The 17,538-nt window shown below is 43.2% G+C and carries 14 protein-coding genes; 2 read left to right on the top strand and 12 right to left on the bottom strand.

All coding sequences use genetic code 11. The features are described from left to right. Positions 1-9: 9 nt before the first annotated feature. From GRFL_RS12950 to GRFL_RS12980, 7 genes are all read right to left on the bottom strand, one after another. Positions 10-2,160, bottom strand: coding sequence for a DUF349 domain-containing protein (locus GRFL_RS12950; protein WP_083645025.1), 2,151 nt, complete (start codon positions 2,158-2,160; stop codon positions 10-12). Between the two features lie 117 nt (positions 2,161-2,277). Further along, positions 2,278-3,003, bottom strand: a complete 726-nt coding sequence (locus tag GRFL_RS12955; protein WP_083645026.1) for a shikimate dehydrogenase family protein — start codon at positions 3,001-3,003, stop codon at positions 2,278-2,280. Then, positions 3,000-4,016, bottom strand: a complete 1,017-nt coding sequence (locus GRFL_RS12960; protein ID WP_083645027.1) for a DUF368 domain-containing protein — start codon at positions 4,014-4,016, stop codon at positions 3,000-3,002. The genes GRFL_RS12955 and GRFL_RS12960 overlap by 4 nt, the downstream gene beginning before the upstream one ends. Then, positions 4,003-4,941, bottom strand: coding sequence for a DUF368 domain-containing protein (locus tag GRFL_RS12965; RefSeq protein ID WP_083645028.1), 939 nt, complete (start codon positions 4,939-4,941; stop codon positions 4,003-4,005). The genes GRFL_RS12960 and GRFL_RS12965 overlap by 14 nt, the downstream gene beginning before the upstream one ends. A 37-nt stretch (positions 4,942-4,978) precedes the next feature. Next, entirely contained in the window at positions 4,979-6,376 is a 1,398-nt protein-coding gene (locus GRFL_RS12970) for a tetratricopeptide repeat protein (protein ID WP_083645029.1), read from the bottom strand. A 104-nt stretch (positions 6,377-6,480) separates the two neighbouring features. Continuing rightward, a complete protein-coding gene (locus tag GRFL_RS12975; protein WP_083645030.1) occupies positions 6,481-7,665 on the bottom strand; it encodes an aspartate aminotransferase family protein in 1,185 nt (394 codons plus the stop codon). Continuing rightward, the gene (locus GRFL_RS12980) at positions 7,662-9,374 is read right to left on the bottom strand and encodes an OstA-like protein (RefSeq protein ID WP_086047730.1); all 1,713 of its coding nucleotides are present in this window, start codon (positions 9,372-9,374) and stop codon (positions 7,662-7,664) included. The genes GRFL_RS12975 and GRFL_RS12980 overlap by 4 nt, the downstream gene beginning before the upstream one ends. A 271-nt stretch (positions 9,375-9,645) precedes the next feature. On the opposite strand from GRFL_RS12980, the gene GRFL_RS12985 reads away from it, so the two are divergent. Both GRFL_RS12985 and GRFL_RS12990 read left to right on the top strand, forming a co-directional pair. Then, positions 9,646-10,443, top strand: coding sequence for a ferritin-like domain-containing protein (locus tag GRFL_RS12985; RefSeq protein ID WP_083645032.1), 798 nt, complete (start codon positions 9,646-9,648; stop codon positions 10,441-10,443). A gap of 25 nt (positions 10,444-10,468) precedes the next feature. Continuing rightward, positions 10,469-11,308, top strand: a complete 840-nt coding sequence (locus GRFL_RS12990) for a ferritin-like domain-containing protein (protein WP_083645033.1) — start codon at positions 10,469-10,471, stop codon at positions 11,306-11,308. Between the two features lie 75 nt (positions 11,309-11,383). Here GRFL_RS12990 and GRFL_RS12995 read toward each other — a convergent pair whose 3' ends face one another. Genes GRFL_RS12995 through GRFL_RS13015 form a run of 5 tightly spaced genes read right to left on the bottom strand, consistent with a single transcriptional unit; the run spans position 11,384 to position 17,472 of the window. Then, positions 11,384-12,655 (bottom strand): adenylosuccinate synthase, encoded by a 1,272-nt coding sequence (locus tag GRFL_RS12995; RefSeq protein ID WP_083645034.1) that lies wholly within the window; start codon positions 12,653-12,655, stop codon positions 11,384-11,386. Positions 12,656-12,667: 12 nt separating this feature from the next. Further along, positions 12,668-13,123 (bottom strand): Fur family transcriptional regulator, encoded by a 456-nt coding sequence (locus tag GRFL_RS13000; RefSeq protein WP_083645035.1) that lies wholly within the window; start codon positions 13,121-13,123, stop codon positions 12,668-12,670. 24 nt (positions 13,124-13,147) lie between these two features. Beyond that, positions 13,148-15,358: a RelA/SpoT family protein gene (locus GRFL_RS13005; protein ID WP_083645036.1), complete on the bottom strand. Its 2,211-nt coding sequence runs from the start codon at positions 15,356-15,358 to the stop codon at positions 13,148-13,150. Between the two features lie 39 nt (positions 15,359-15,397). Beyond that, positions 15,398-16,630 carry a M48 family metallopeptidase gene (locus tag GRFL_RS13010; protein ID WP_083646132.1) on the bottom strand — a complete coding sequence of 411 codons (1,233 nt, stop codon included), beginning with the start codon at positions 16,628-16,630 and terminating at the stop codon, positions 15,398-15,400. Positions 16,631-16,662: 32 nt separating this feature from the next. Beyond that, complete coding sequence (locus GRFL_RS13015) at positions 16,663-17,472, bottom strand: TrmH family RNA methyltransferase (protein WP_083645037.1); 810 nt, start codon at positions 17,470-17,472, stop codon at positions 16,663-16,665. Positions 17,473-17,538 lie beyond the last annotated feature (66 nt).

The following is a 17,538-nucleotide window of genomic DNA, read 5'->3' on the forward strand; positions in this document are numbered from 1 at the left end:
GGCGTTTTTTTAGTAGAGTGATTTGATCTTTCTCAACTTCTCTTCCCAGACTCGCAGGTCTTCTTTGTGATTTTCGATATTCTTCATCACATCCTGCACCATCGGGTTGCCTTCATCCACATTGGAAAAGAATTGGAGGTTGTTCTCCAGTTGCCTGATCTCGCCCTTGGTTTCTTCAATTTTCTTGCTGAGGAAATAGTGCTCATTCCGGATTTTCTGATCATCGTCAGCTTCATCCAGAGCCTGAACTTTTTTCTCATATTTCAGCATTTCAGCCTTGGTATTATCAATATCCATTTTATTGAAAAGCTGGTCCAGGGCTTTGTTGAATTTGCCCTCGATGAAACGCTTATTATAAGGCACGCGGCCTGTGTCCTTCCAGTTATTGATTTCAGTCTTAATTTTATCAAGATCTTCCTTCTTGTTTCCTGAAAGTTCAATGGCTTTTACGCGATCCAGAATTTCTTTCTTCTTATCGAAAGCCTCGATTTCTTCCTTATTGTCTTCGTTGCGCTGGGCGTGAAGACGGTCAAAATAGTGATTACAGGCCTTTTTAAACTGTTTCCAGACCTTGTCGCTGTCTTTTCTTGGCACATGGCCAATCTTCTTCCAGTCAGACTGGATTTTCTTCATCAGCGGGGTGACAGTTTTAAAATCATCGCTATCCTGGTTGTCTTCAGCGATCTGGATCAGTTCTTTCTTCTTCTCGAGATTGGTGTATTGTTCTTTCTTCAGGTTTTTGTAGAATGCATTCTTGTTACGATTGAATTTTCGAACGTTCTCCTTGAAGGCATTCCAGGTTTCCTGGTTCTTGTTTCTCGGCACCTTACCAGCGTTGAAAAAGGCTTCTCGTAATGATTCGATATCCTTGATCTTTTGCTGCCATTTTTGGTGAGAATCATAGTTTTCCCCGGCAATTTCCTGGATCTTTCCAATGATCTCCTGCTTCTTTTCCCAGTTTTTCTCGTACTCGGCTTCGAGATTGTTGAAAAAGTCCTGGCGTTTGTCATGAATCTTTTTTGTGGCGGTACTGAAACGTTCCCAGATATCCTCGCGGTATTCCTTTGCGACCGGCCCCAGTTCTTCCTTCCACATCTTATGAAGCATCTGCAGCTCACGGAAAGCCCGGTTAATATCATTTTCCTGAAGCAGTTCTTCCGCACGATCTATCACTTTTAACTTCTGTTCCAGGTTGTGTTTAAAATCCATATCCCGGAACTCGCGGTTGAGATGCAGGAAGTCATAGAAATTTTCTACATGATGGTGATAGGTGTTCCAGACGTTGTTGTATTTGTCCCGAGGAATTGGCCCTGCGGTACGCCATTTATCCTGTATTTCCTTGAAATGGTTGTAGGTAGTATTGATATTTTCTTCCACATCGAGCAGCCCTTTTAGCTCTTCGATAATCTCCAGTCTGCGATTCAGGTTTTCATTCAGGTCTTTTTTAAGGCGCTGGTAGTAATTATTCCGCTTTTCTTTATAATCGAAATACAGTGAATTGAAACGTTTTTTAAGCGGAGTGGAGTAGTGGAAATCGATGATGTTCCCGCCTTCAGCCAGGAATTCCTCTTTTTTCTCTTCTACTTCCTCGTCGAACTTGGCGTTGAATTCAGTCCTGATCTCTGAAACGTGTTCCTTGATCGCCTGCACCTTTTCATTCTTCAGCAGTCGCTCCAACTCATCTGTCAGCGCTTCCTTGCTCATCGAATGATAATCTTTCTTCTCTATATCATGGCGTTCGCTGGCACTTTCATCCTCGCTGTCGTGCGCCACGGCATTATCCATATCATCTTCATGATTGCCTGAAGAGGTGTTCTCGTCTTCCTCATCTTCTTCCTCCTCATCATCATCATCTCCAAGGTCCACCACATTTTCCGGTTCCGGTTGCTGCTTTTCAGATTCTGAAACCATGGCATCCTCAATATCACTGTTTTCAGAAGCTTCCGGTTGCTCTTCCTGCTGTACTTCCTCGTCAATTTCCGGTTTTTTGAAAAACGGATTTTCAGCATCCTGTTTTTCGGTGTCGGTGGTCGATTCGTTCTCAACTTGTCCTGCCGGCATATCTTTAGACTCCTCGGCCGAAGTTGCTGAAGAAGTAGTTTTCTTCATTTCCTCTTCGGAATGATCGGTCTTATTTTTTTCATTTTCTTGCTGAGACATATCTTTCAATGTTAGGGTTCTTCTGAAATTATTTAAAGTTGAAAGATAACAACATCCCAAAAAATGAACAAGCAAATGGTTCTATTTGTGTAATTCTGAAGGGTGGAGGCTAATAATTCAGGAATTCCATATTTCCCAGGCTTTTTCTGCCTGTATCTGCAACATTCTGAGTCCGTTACAAATATCAGACCCCTGTTTCGACGCCTTCTGAAGAAATTTGGTTTCCGCCGGGTTGTAGATCAGGTCATAAGCCAGGTGCTGAGGGGTCAAAAATTCATAAGGAATGTCTGGGCATTGCTCGATATTGGGAAAAGTTCCCAGTGGCGTGGTATTGATGATCACCTGGTTTTCTGCAAGAACTTCCTGGTTGAGCTCTTCATAAGAAAGCTGGCCTATTCCTGGGTTTCGGGATACAAAGCTGTAATCTATCTGGAGGTTTTTCAGTGCGAAAGCCACGGCCTTCGAAGCCCCACCGGTTCCTAAGATCAGTGCTTTTTGATGATGCGGTTTCAGCAAGATTTTGATGGAATCCTGGAATCCCAAGTGATCGGTATTGTAGCCAATGAGTTGATCGCCTTCGATCTTGATCACGTTAACCGCATCGATTTCCCGGGCGTCACTATGCAGATCGTCCAGGTAGCTCATCACATTCTGTTTGTACGGAATGGTTACGTTCATTCCGGAAATGTTTCGGATCTTTAAAATAGAAGGGAATTCGCTGATCTCTCCCAGGTCGAAATTTCGATAAACTGCATCAATATTCTCTGTTTCAAATTTTTCTGAAAAGTATTTCCTGGAAAAGGAATAGGAAATATTTCTGCCAATTAATCCGAAAGTTCTCATTTTGTTGCTTTTCTATTTTCGTACCAGGCCAGTCCCAGCACGATAAAAGCTCCTACCAGGATGTAAAATATAGCGATATAGGTTTCAGAAATACTGAAGTCTGGCCAGTACCTATCGTAATTATCAATAATCTGGTGGCCTTCACGATCAACCAGGATTTGTCCCGCCTGGTTCAGCTTGTAAACCTTCTCTTTCCAGGGCCAGACCACGCCCAAAGAGCCCGCGATAAAACCAATGATTACCGCAAAAGTTTCTTTTTTATTCCTCTTCAACACGTAACCGAGCAGGTGCGAGAGCGAAACCAGCCCTGCTAAGGAACCAATGGAGAATACTGCGAGAACCTGAAGCATACGCAGCCGTTCAGGATCATGGATAAATGAAAAATCAAGCGTGGCCAGATCCGCAAAAGTGTCGTATAAAGAGTTGACGGAATCGACCAGCAATAACACGTAATTTCCCAGCAGGATGAGAATAAAACTTCCGGAGAGTCCCGGTAAGGTCATCCCGGAAACGCTGATCATTCCGCAAATAAATACAAACCAGAGATTGTCATTTTGCCGGGCTGGTTCCAGGAAACTGATGGCGACGCCAACACAGAGCCCAACGACCGCGAAAATGACCGAATTTCGATCCCATTCATCAAAATCCTTGCTGATATAATAAATAGACCCAATGATCATCCCGAAGAATGCAGACCAGACGTACAGCTCAAAATGTACGATGAGGTAATCCAGTATTTTGGAAACACTGAAATAACTAATCAGCATTCCCAAAATGAGCAGTCCCAGGAATTTCCCGTTGATGTATTGGTACAAACTGCGAAACCTGCCTGATATCAATAGCTTGAACGCTTTCAGGTTAATTTTCTGAAGCGAATAAATGAACTCTTCATAAAAGCCTGCAACGAACGCGACCACCCCGCCGGAAACTCCCGGAACCTTGTTGGCTGCGCCCATCGCCAATCCTTTTAAAACAAGGAAAAGCTTATCTGATAGAGTTCTAGTTTGCTGCATTGGCAGATTCGGGATTTTGGCCGGCAACTGTTTCCAATATAATGATCAGGAAAAAACCGGCGAGCATCAGTAAAATAGCAAATATCGTTTGCGGATCTCCGTCAAACTTCCACGGCCATACCGAAGCTTCTTTCAGTACAATTTCTTTGTCGCCGTATGTGGCTTTTTCCAGGACTTCCTTCCAGGGCCAGATCTTATTCAGGGAACCGGCGATGAAACCGGTTAAAACGGCAAGCGTAATATTGCTGTAGTGAACGAACAACCACTTGAGTATTTTCGAGAAGGTAAGCAGGCCAAAAATGGCTCCCAGACCCACAACTCCGAGCGTTTTGAGATCAAAATCATGCGCCGCTTCCGTCACCGATTTATAGGCGCCCAGCAGCACCAAAATAAAGGCTCCCGAAATTCCCGGAAGGATCATGGCGCAAACTGCAATCGCACCGGCGAGAAAGAGAAAAATATAACTGTTATTCGCAGCCATTGGAGGCAGACTTACGATATAAAACGCGACTGCCGCTCCAATAACCAGAGCGAGAAACAGTTTCCAGTTCCACTTTTGGATCTGCTTTGCGACGAACCAGATACTGGCAATAACGAGCCCAAAGAAAAATGACCAGATCAATACCGGTTCATTTTCCAGCAGGTAATTTGCCAGCCGCATGAGTGTAAAGAGACTGATGAGAATTCCGGCGAAAAGGGCTACAATGAAATTTCCGTTTAGTTTGGTCCAGAAAGCCTTAAAACCTTCATTTTTCCATGTTTTGAACAGATCCATGTTCACCCCGGAAATGGTAGAGATCAATTCTTCGTAAATTCCTGAAATAAATGCTATGGTTCCTCCAGAGACTCCGGGTACGACATCGGCGGCACCCATGGCCATACCTTTGAGGGTTATCGTAAGATAATCCTTGAAACTTCGCTGCATGCTCTTTTTTTATGATTCGCTCAAAGGTAGCAAAATACTAAGAGAGCTTTACGAAGGAATTTATAATTTGTCTAACGCTTTTCCTGCTGAAAATGGAGGGAAAGAGTTCCTCGATGATGATGTAATATTCAGAATCTATCTTTAGTGCGTTCTTCAGGTGAAAATAGCCTTTTTCGGCTTTGTTGGTCACAAAGAAAAGTCCTGCGAGGCGGTATTCCACCTCGGCGCTTTCCGGATAAAATTCAATGGCCTGAAGCATGCTGTTGATAGCGGTTTCATATTCTCCTAAACCAATCAGGATATCACAACGTTTGATCCAGGTTTCCAGTTCATAATTGCCCAGTTCCAAACTTTTTCTGTAACCATGTTCCGCTTCTTCGAAAAAGTTCAGCCGATTGTTGATCCTGGCGTATCGCTTCCAGTAAAGCACATTCTCTTCATCAATATTGATCGCTTTATTGATGTAATACAAGGCTTTCTGGAAATTCAGTTTTCTGATGTAAAAATCAGTAATAGCGATCCAGCCTTTGTCCAAAAGCGGGTCCTGGTGAACTGTTTGCTGGTAATTCTTCAATGCAAGGTCATCACATCCCAGTTTTTCAAAACATTTCCCGATTCTTAAATAAGCGAATGAGGAAGGATCTTCGAGTTCCAGGGTGATATTATAATTTTCGATCGCCTCGTTGTAACGCTTCATTTTCTCCAGCACTTTTCCTTTTTCCAGGTACGCGCCCACAAAGCGGTCATCACTGATAATGGCAAAATCAAAAGCGGCCAGAGCTTTGTTGAACTGCTTCAGGTCAAAATACTGTTTTCCTACCTGGTGCCAAGCCACCTCGCAGTACGGGTGTTTGTTCAGGTACATGTTCAGGTACTCGATCGCTTCTTCTTTCTGATCGAGAAAATCGAAACAATACATGATATTATAAAGTGCCGAGTAGTCCTCTTCGTCCGACTCCAGACACTTCATAAAGTAATATTTGGCATTTTCGAAGTCTTCCAGGAAAAGGTATTCCATCCCGATAAGCGAGAAGATTTCAGCGTCTTCCAGGGTGATCTCCAACGCTGCTTCCAGCATTTTGATGGCTTCCTGGTGCAAATCTTTTTTGGAACAGATCTGTGCTTTCTGAATGTAAATTTCCTCGTTGGAAGATTCCAGTTCTTTCAGTTCGTTCAGAATACCATCTGCCAGGTCCAGTTTATCCTCAAAAACCAGGATCTCCACCTTGAACAACCTCAGGTTCACGGAAGTTGGATGCTGGGCCAGTCCCATCTTCACAGCTTTCTTCGCCAGAGAGATCTTTCCGTTTTCCAGGTAATGATGGATGATATTCTCAAATTCGTTGGAATCAAAGAAAAGCACATCATTGGTCTTCAGCATGGATTCGAATCGGGCAAGTGAGAAATTATCTTCTTCGTTATGGCTTAACTGCATAAGAGAGGGATTATGGGGATTTCTACTGTATTAAAGTTATAAATGAAAAAAGGTGGTTTTTGGAAAACTTTATATTGTTGTTAACAAATTAATTAACACCGAGCTTATTCTGCGGCTATTTCATTGAGTATGTCAACAATAATGCCACAACCTTTCACAATTTCTTCAGAAGAAATCGTAAGGGGAGGAGTGAGGCGTACAGCCCTTTTTTCAAATAAAAGCCAGAAAAGAATGAGTCCGCGATCTTTGGCTTCCAGCACCACGCGATCGGCAATCTCGCTGTTTTTCATAAGGGCAGCAAGCATCAGGCCTCGGCCGCGAATCTCCTGGATGAGTGGGTGTTTAAGGTGTTTTCTGAAGAGCGTCTCTTTTTGAAGCGTGTCAGGAATTAATTGAGAATGAAGTAGTTCCTGAAGAGTTGTCAGGGCGCTGGCAGCAATAAGCGGATTTCCGCCAAAGGTGGTGATATGCCCCAGTTTTGGATTATCGCTTAAAAGGTCCATCAGTTCTTCGGAAGCCGTAAAAGCACCAATTGGCAACCCGCCGCCCATGCCTTTTCCCATCACCAGGATGTCTGGCACCACCTCATAATTTTGAAAACCGAAGAGTTTTCCGGTTCTGCCAAATCCTGGCTGAATTTCATCCAGAATCAGTAGCGCACCAGTTTCCTCGCAACGTGCCTTAACTTTTTTCAGGTAATCGTTCTGCGGTTCTATAAAACCTGCTCCACCCTGGATGGTTTCCAGAATCACCGCGGCTGTCTGGCCAGTGATTTCTGACAGCTGACTGGTGTCGTTAAAATTGATATGAGCGATATCTCCAACCAAGGGCCTAAAGGGTTGAACGCGTTCTTCAAAATCCATTAAACTCAATGAACCCATCGTGTTTCCATGATAAGCCTGGTGGGCTGCGAGGATCTGGGTTCTACCCGTAGCTCGTCGAGCCAGTTTCAGCGCACCTTCGATTGCTTCGGTTCCAGAATTTACGAGGTATGTTTTATTCAGACCGTCTGGTAAATTTTCGGCCAGGAGTTTCGTTAGTTCCACCGCAGGCTGCTGTGCATACTCACCATAAACCATCACATGCAGGTATTTTTCCGCCTGAACTTTAATTGCCTGAACAATCTTCGGGTGTGAATGACCTAAGGTACAGGCCGAAACGCCTGCCACAAAATCCAGGTGGCTTTGACCATCTGTGGTATGGATATATGAACCCTGCGCGTGCGAAACTTCCAGTCCCAGCGGGTGCGGCGTTGTTTGAGCCTGGTATTTTAAAAAATCCTTTTTCAATTAACAGAATCCTTTTTTTGAAGTCGGTCTTCCCGGACGTCGGGTTTAGGGATGTCCAGCGAATCTTTGGTGGTTTTGTATTTCAGGCTGTCCTGTTCCCGGTTCTGGAGGATCTGAGGTTTTAATCTGGAATTTTCATTCAACAGTAATTCGTCTTTTTCATCGCGTTCATCAAAGAATTCCTCGGGTTCTTCGGGTAACGGAATTCCCTGGATTTTGACCAGTTCCGGTTCCGGTTGCCCTTCAAACAAACCTTCTTTATTGAGAATTCGCTCTTGCCCTCGCCAGTTGAAACCTTCCAGTCTGCGCGCATTTGGCGGAAAGTCTTCTTCAGGAACCAGTTCACCATCCGGCATGCTTAAATAATCGATATACTGGATCTTCTGATTCTCAAAAATAATTTTGATCCTACTAGCCAGGGTCTTATTGATCCCGATCAATTGATTTTCACCATTCCGCATATAATTAAGCGTTTCCGTGTTTTTATCGATATTGACCTCGTAGATTTCGTTATCTTCAAAATAACCGACTAAAAACTTTCCTTTTACCTGGTTATAGCCCTCGATCGTGTCTTCCTGTATCAAAAATGCATTTTCATACACCAGCAGCGAATCCAGTTTTTCGGTTTCTGTGTTGCTGAACAATTTAATCGTGTCACCCGTCATTTGGTTACGACCAGACCATAATACGGGTTTACGGTCGCCACTTTTATTGATGAGCTTGGTAATGCCGCTTTGCTGGTCAGTATAGATGGAATCACTTCTGCCGCTCATCTCTCCCTGGAGCAAGCGCACATCATAAAAACCCCTGACAATTCGGTGTTCCGGCTGACCGGTGATCATGATCGTATCGCTATGAATGAAAATAGAATCTTTTTCCTTAAAATTGATCGCCAGTGCTTTTTTGGTAATAAAAACCGAATCCTTGTCACGGTAGACTTCGGCATAATGGCCGGTCACCAGGCTCTTATTTACGGTGTCCAGTACTTCGATATGATTGGTGGCTGAAGCAAAACTGTTTTCCCGGTTGAAATACAGGCTGTCACCCTTCAGTATACGGTTGTCATAATCTATTCGGGAATTTTTGACAAAATAACCATTATCGTTCCGGGTGTCGTAAAAACCTCTTTCGCAGTAAACCGTACTGGTTTCGCTTTCAATGGTAGAAGGGCCATACAGGTAGGCATGGCCATTTTCCGAATAAAAATCGAGCTGTTCAGAATGAATCACGTATTCGGGATTGGTAACTACGACTTCATTCACGAAACTGTATTTGTCCTGCTCCATGAAATAACGACCAATTCTACTGGTGAGAACGCTGGCAGTATCGGTGACCTTTCCGCCGCTGCGGTAATAAGCCTGTTGTTTGACGCGATCAAAAAAGAGCGAATCGGTTTCTAAAGTGGTTTGCGGTCGTTCCATTTTCACCTTTCCGCTGGCAAAAGCAAATTCAGTATTCCCATTATATTCGGCGTAATTGCTGTACATTTTCACGCTGTCTCCCTGCTGCATCCTGATGTTTCCGTAGGCTTTAAAGAAATTGGCCTTTTTATAAAAAACAGCGTTATCACACCATACTTCGATACCATCATGCAGGAAATACACCTGGTTTTCTACCATACTCAGTATAAAAGCTCCGGGATAGCGCTCTTCATTCTGAATATTCCTGTCAGATTTAAACTCGATTTCCTGCTGTGCAAATAAGGGCATGGAAACCAGGAGAGAAAAAAGGAATATAAATGCTAAATGTTTCAATCTGAATTTTTTTCAAAAGTAATTAAAATACTAACGAAAACAGGCTACTGAAAATTTTGCGATATTTTCAGGAATGACAATAATTAACATAAGCTTTTTATAAAGAAAATGGCGAAATGCTTAAAAGTTTCTAAAAAAAGGGTGTTTTAAGATAACCTTAACTTCTGTAATAAAACCAAAGTGGGTTTTCCATCGTAGGTTTCTGTAGAAACTAAAATTTTAGATTATGAAAAAACCCTTAGTGAAGGTAGATGTGGTAGAAGCATCTTCCAAGAATTCGAAAAGTAATTCGCGAAGAAGGTTTCTTAAGTTAGGTGGTCTCGGGCTTGCCGGATCCAGCTTCCTTCTGTATGCCTGTAGTGAAGATGATATGTTTAATCCGGGAGGCGATTCTGGTATGACTCCAACTCCAGACCCAGATCCGGATCCAGATCCAGAACCAACAGCATTTGACCTTGGCTCTGGGGATGTGGGGATTTTAAATTATGCTTATGCATTAGAACAGCTGGAAGCTGCTTTTTATACTCAGGTTAGAGCCGGTTCTTATTACGCCGGAGCGTCAGCTGAAGAGCAGGCGATCTTTGACGACCTGTATAATCATGAAGTTATTCACCGTGATTTCTTTAAAGCGGCCATTACTGGGGTTGCCGGTGAAGAGAATACATTGCCAGATTTAGAATTTGATGTTTCGGCTATCGATTTCAGCAGCCGGGATTCTGTTCTTCAATATGCCATGATCTTAGAGGATACCGGAGTTGGCGCTTACAATGGTGCCGGTGACCGTATTGCTGATGCTACTTATTTAACGCTGGCTGGTAAAATTGTTTCTGTAGAAGCAAGACATGCGGCAGCTATTCGTAGTCTTATCGATCCTACCGGTGGTTATTTTGCCGGAGATGATGTGGTAGATGAAAACGGATTAGATCTCGCATACGATCCATCAGAAGTGTTTGACGCGGCAGGTGACTTTATCGTGACCGAATTTACCGCGAATAACCTTCCAGAACCAATGACCGGATCCTAATTATAAACCAGTTAAAAAAGAAATTATGAGTATTATAAAATTATTAGAAGATTTCACGACTGAAAATCTTACCAAAACAAGAAGTTCCAGACGTGAGATGTTTGGAACACTGGGTTCCATTGGAAAGAAAGCAGCTGTAGCTGCCGTTCCTTTTGGACTGGCTGGAAAATCGGCCAGCGCTGCAAGCCTGTTCCAACAAAAAGTACATGAAGATCCGTTGAATCTTGCACTTACTTTGGAATATCTGGAAGCAGAGTTCTATATGAAGGCGTTAGAATCAGGTGTATTGGCCGGTCATGCGAGAGCAGAAGCGGCTTATATGCAGATCTCCAAACATGAAGATGCTCACGTGGCATTTTTAATGGAAGCTTTAGGAGATTCAGCAGTGAGCAAACCAACTTTTGATTTCACGGCCGGAGGAAGTTTTGATCCTTTTGCTGAAAATGGAACAGATATGGACACCGCCTACGCGCAACTACTGGCTTTGGCTCAGGCTTTTGAAGATACCGGAGTGCGTGCCTACAAAGGCCAGGCCGGAAACCTGATGAACACTCCGTATTTGGAGCCAGCGCTACAGATTCACTCGGTAGAGGCGAGACATGCTTCGGAAATCAGACAAATCAGAGGTCTGGAAGGATGGATCACCGGAAATATGAGAGGTGATGGAATGCCTGAAGCAACCCAGCCAGTTTATGATGGTGAGGAAAACGTAACCCAGGGTGACGTAGACCTAACCGGTCTAACCTATGCTGATGATCTTGTTGGAGATGTAACTGAAGCGGTAACTCAGGCTTTTGATGAGCCAATATCTGGAGATACTGCGGTAGCGATCGCCAGTTTGTTTATCGTTAGTGAGGACATGTAAACCCAATACGATCTCTATATAAATGAAAAAGGCTGTCAATTTAGACAGCCTTTTTTAATATGTTGAAAAATAAGATTATCGGGTAATCGTTTGTTTTCTATCTGGTCCTACTGAAACCATTTTAATTGGAGTTTCCAATTCTTTTTCCAGGAAATCAACATAGTCATTGAACTCTTTAGGAAGTTGTGCAGGATCTGTCAATTTCGTTAAATCTTCTTTCCAGCCTTTTACTTCAGTATAAACCGGTTGCACATTTTCAGGTTCAATATTATATGGAAGGTGCTGAATCTCTTCTCCACGATATTTGTATGCGGTACACACCTTCAGTGTATCAAAACCACTCAGAACATCACCTTTCATCATAATGAGCTGTGTGATCCCGTTTACCTGCACGGCATATTTTAAAGCTACAAGATCCAACCATCCACAACGGCGTTTTCTCCCGGTAGTCGCACCAAATTCATTTCCAACGCGTCCCATGGTTTCGCCAACTTCATCAAACAATTCAGTAGGAAAAGGGCCGCTCCCCACTCTTGTGGTGTATGCCTTAAAAATTCCGTAGGCTTCCCCAATTTCACGGGGCGCCACACCAAGACCGGTACAAGCTCCTGCGGCAGTCGTATTGGAAGAAGTCACGAAGGGGTAAGTTCCAAAATCGATATCCAGCAGGGAACCCTGAGCACCTTCGGCCAGAATGGTTTTACCGTCTTTGATAGCCTGGTGCATGTATTCCTCGCTATCGATAAACTTTAGTTCTTTCAAAGATTCCACGGCGTTGCAGAATTCCTTTTCCAGTTCATCCAGGTTATATTGAACGTCTACGTCGTAGAACGCGATCATTTTTTCATGTTTATCGGCAAGACTGCGATATTTGTCTTTCCAGTCGTCCATTTCCAGGTCGCCCACACGAAGCCCGTTTCTACCGGTTTTATCCATATAGGTTGGTCCAATTCCTTTTAAAGTGGAACCTATCTTGGCCTTTCCTTTAGAAGCTTCTGAAGCCGCATCCAGCAAACGGTGCGTTGGAAGGATCAAATGAGCTTTTCTGGAGATGAGTAATTTTGATTTATAATCGATCTGGTGTTTGGCAAGGTTGTCCAGCTCCCTTTTAAAGATCACCGGGTCGATCACCACACCGTTTCCAACAACGTTCACGCTGTTATCGTGAAAGATCCCGGAAGGGATAGTGTGCAGAACATGTTTTTGCCCATCGAATTCCAGTGTATGCCCGGCATTGGGACCGCCCTGGAAACGGGCAATAATATCGTAATCTGAGGTGAGAACGTCAACGATTTTTCCTTTTCCTTCGTCACCCCACTGGAGACCTAGTAGTAAATCTACTGCCATGAAAATATTAGCTTAGTTGTTTGATTTTTTATTTCCGTAAAAATATAAAGAATGTTTCTTGATCTCGATATCAAAAACTTCTTCGATGGTTTGTTTAATGCTCTGAATGCGAGGATCGCAGAATTCGATCACCTCTCCGGTATCGGTTAGAATGATATGATCGTGCTGCCTGTCAAAATATGATTTTTCATACTGCGCCTGGTTTTGGCCAAACTGGTGCTTTCGTACCAGGCCACATTCCAGAAGAAGCTCAATGGTGTTATATAGCGTGGCCCTGCTTACGCGGTATTTTTTATTCTTCATTTTGATATAGAGCGATTCGATATCAAAATGGTCATCTGAATTATAGATTTCCTGAAGAATGGCAAAACGTTCCGGAGTCTTGCGGTGGCCTTTCTCTTCAAGATACTTGGTAAAAACGTTCTTAACGACAGCCTGGTCGTTCTTATTTACGACTTTTTTGCTCATAATTTGAGTTGCAAAGGTATAAGTTTATTCACGGCTAACCTTGTCTATGCCGTTAATTTTTTTCAGCCGCTGAATGATGGTATTGAGGATGTTGTTGTTCTTGACGATCACCGTGATACGCCCGCTGAACACCCCGTCTGAACTATCAAAATTCAGGTTTTTCATGTTTACGTGCATGTTGCTGGAAATTTCCTGAGTGATCTCGCTCACCAGGCCAATATTATCAATTCCCTGTAACTTGATCACGGCCTTGAATTCCTGCTGCGAACTGTCTATCCATTTTGCCTGGATGATCCTGTAGGCATAATTGCTTTGTAGCTGTAAGGCGTTGGGACAGTCTTTTTTATGCACTTTGATCCCGTCGTTTACCGAGATGAACCCGAAAACATTGTCGCCGGGAATGGGATTACAGCAATTCGCCAGCTTGTATTCCAGTTTGTCTTCTTCTTTTCCGAAGACCAGCTGGTCATATTTTGCCGTGATCTCTTCTTTATTGAGATCTTCTGAAATTTGAGGCCTTCTGATTTTGTTCTTGAAGTAGCTCACAAAAGCATTGCTCCGGGAACCGGCAAAGTCCTTCAGCATTTTATTATCGATCTTACCAATGCCCACTCTGTAAAAAAGATCGAGGCTGGTTTTCAAATTGAAGAAAACTACCAGTTCGTTGATCGTCTTTTCGCTGAAGGTGATCTTCTGTGCCTTTAGTTTTCTGGCAAGAATAGCCTTTCCTTCTTCGGCGATCTCCTTTTTTTCGTCTTTTAAAGAAGATTTGATCTTGGCTCTGGCTCTCGCGGTAGTGGCGTAGTCCAGCCAGTTCACATTGGGTTGCGCCTGGTCTGAAGTGATGATCTCTACCTGGTCGCCGCTCTTTAACTGGTGGCTTAGCGGCACGAGTTTGTTATTGACTCGTGCTCCTCTGGTATGCAGCCCAATTTCAGTATGGATACTGAAAGCAAAATCCAACGGTGTCGCGCCCTTCGGAAGTGATTTGAGATCTCCTTGTGGTGTAAAAACGAATATTTCCTTGGAATAGAGATTCAATTTGAACTGCTCCACGAAATCTACTGCGTTGATCTCTGGATTTTCCAGGACTTCCTGAAGCCTGGTCACCCATTCCTCAAAACCTCTCTCTTCTTTCTGATTGGGTCCCTGCTTGTATTTATAGTGCGCAGCATAACCTTTTTCCGCGATTTCATTCATGCGTTCACTGCGGATCTGTACTTCCACCCAACGGCCTTTAGGCCCCATCACCGTAATGTGAAGCGCCTCATAACCGGTAGATTTTGGTGAAGAAATCCAGTCTCTTAATCGTGTAGGATTGGGCCTGAAGTGATCGGTTACAATAGAATAGATCTTCCAGGCAAGGAATTTCTCACTGCCGGGGTCACTTTTATAGATGATCCTGATGGCAAACTTGTCATAAACCTCATCAAAACTCACATTCTGAGCTTTCATTTTCCGGTTGATGGAATAAATCGACTTCGGTCTTCCCTTGATCTCGTATTTAAAATCCTCCTTATCGAGTGAATCCTGGATGATCTTCGTAAACTCTCGAATATAGGCATCCTGTTGTTCCTTGCTTTCCTTGATTTTGGTAAGGATGTCATGGTAAGTGTCCGGCTCGGTATATTTAAGTCCGAGGTCTTCCAGCTCGGTTTTCACGTTATAAAGGCCAATCCTGTGGGCCAGTGGTGCGTAAATATACAGTGTTTCCGAAGCGATCTTCACCTGTTTATCCGGCCGCATCACGTCCATGGTCTGCATATTATGCAGCCTGTCTGCAATCTTAATAATGATCACTCGTACATCATCATTCAGCGTGAGCAGCATTTTCCGGAAGTTCTCCGCTTGCAGGGAAACATCCTTGTCTTTTTTAAGACTGGAAATTTTCGTGAGTCCATCTACAATACGGGCTACGGTATCTCCGAATAGTTCCTCGAGATCCTGAAGGGTATAGGCGGTGTCTTCCACCACATCGTGCAATAAGGCCGCGGCGATGGAGGTGGCATCTAATCCAATTTCCGAAGCAACTATTTTTGCCACCGCAATTGGGTGAAAAATATAGGCCTCGCCAGATTTACGGCGCTGGTCTTTATGTGCATCTACCGCAGTATCGAAAGCTTTACGGATCAGTTTCTTGTCATCCTCGGTAAGAGTTTGATAACTGATGCGCAGCAATTCTTTGTATTGCCTGGCAATTTGTTTGTTTTCTTTTTCTATAGCAGCTTCTGTCATGATTTAAAAATACGATTAAGATTAAAATCAAACAACTACTCAGGATTTCAAATTTCGATAACGCTGGAGCAGACTTGGGTGTGAGTAATGTACAAAAACATAGGATTTGTGCGGCGTAAGATTGCTAAGCGTATTCCTAGACAATTTTTTTAGGCTGGAAATAAGCGATTCCCCGTTATAGGTGGCCCTGGCATAATTATCTGCCTGGTACTCAAATTTTCGGGAAAGGTAGTTCATGATCAGTCCCGTAATTTCTGAAATAGGACTATATAAAATTCCGAAGGCTACCAGCCCAATATGAAAACTTGGCTCCGCAACACCCAGTGCCTGTGAAAGAGCCGGGCTACCAATAAAAACAGAAAGCAGCCAAAGGGTAAAACCAGTAGTTACAACCGAAGCAACCAGGTTAATGATGATATGATTCTTTTTATAATGTCCCACTTCATGTGCGAGTACCGCCACGATCTCTTCTTCTTCAAGGTCATTGATCAGCGTATCGTATAGAGTGATGCGTTTTTCCTTTCCAAATCCTGAAAAATAAGCGTTGGCTTTCGTGCTTCTTTTCGAACCGTCGATCACAAAAATGTTGTCTAACTGAAATCCCACACTTTGTGCATATTCTTCGATTTTGGAACGTAAACTGCCATCCTTCAGTGGCACCTGTTTATTGAAAAGTGGTACGATCAGCTTCGCGTAGAACATATTCATGAATACTGAAAATACCGCCACTAAGATCCATGCGTACAACCAGAAATTTTCGCCGGCGATCTGGTAAAACCATACGATAAGCGCTAAAATTCCGCCGCCAATGATCACTGTCATCAAGAGTCCTTTAAACTTATCCAGAATAAAGGTTTTTTTCGAAGTTTTATTAAAACCATATTTTTCCTCGATAACAAAAGTGCTGTAATAGGAAAACGGCGTCATAAGAATATCGCTTCCCAGCATGATAATTCCGAAGAAGATCAGGCTGATGATGATTTCATTTCCACTGAAACCGCGGGCGATTCCATCAACCCAGGCGAAACCGCCAAGAATAATAAAGGCGAGTGTAAGCATTACTGAAAAGGTTGACGAGATCAGTCCAAACTGAAAACGTTCCTTTTTGTAAGCCTGCGATTTTTCATATTTCTCATCATCATAAACATCGCTCAGTTCGCTTGGAACGGGATCATCGAAATGTTTCGCGTTCAGGGCATCAAGGATCTTATCGATCACAAAGTCGATGACGATAATAGCGATAATAATTAGGAAAAGAGTTTGTGGATTCAATTCGTTCAATTTTATTCTGAAAATGGCAAAATCTATGCCCTCGTGATTCGTTGTCTTTTTGCTTCAAAAATTAGAATTCCGGCAGCTACCGAAACATTCATGGAGTCAATTTCGCCATGCATTGGGATGATGATGTTGCGGTCTGCATTTTCGATCCATTCATCGCTAAGGCCGGTTGCTTCGGTACCTACAATAATTGCGGAAGCTTCGGTGAAATCAATATCATAATAATTTTCTGAGGCCTGTAAAGCTGCCGTGTAAATTTTGACATTCTGTCGTTTCAGGTAAGAAATAATTTCAGTGGTTGATCCTGTCGCAATCTGATTGGTAAAAACACAACCCACGCTGCTCCTGATGATATTCGGATTGTACAGATCGGTTTTTGGATTTGCAATGATCACGGCATCAACGGCGGCGGCATCAGCAGTTCGTAGCAAGGCACCAATATTTCCAGGTTTTTCCGGTGCTTCGGCGATTAAAACTAGGGGATTTTCAGAATTTAATTTCAGATCATCCAATTCATGATTTTTCGATTTAAACACACCAATTATTCCTTCGGTACTGCTTCGATACGCCAGCTTTTCATATACTTCCTGATTCAGTTCGGTTATGGCAGCCGGGTCATCAGTAATTTTAGAATACGCCAATACTTTATCGAATTCGATCTTTTCAGGTAAATAATATAGCTGAACCGGGATATAATTTCCCTTTAAGGCAAGCTCGATCTCCCGCTGCCCTTCGATTACAAATACCCCTTCCTTTCGTCGGTTTCTCGATTTCTCCTGAAGCTGTAGCAGCCACTTTATTTCCTTATTCTGAATACTGGTGATTTTCCTGATCATTCTGTAAAAATACACAGTTCCTGTTCATAAAAAAAGCCTCCGCTGATGGGAGGCTTTTATATTTTA

Origin of the sequence: Christiangramia flava JLT2011, from assembly GCF_001951155.1 — a bacterium.
GTDB classification, from domain to species: Bacteria; Bacteroidota; Bacteroidia; order Flavobacteriales; family Flavobacteriaceae; genus Christiangramia; species Christiangramia flava.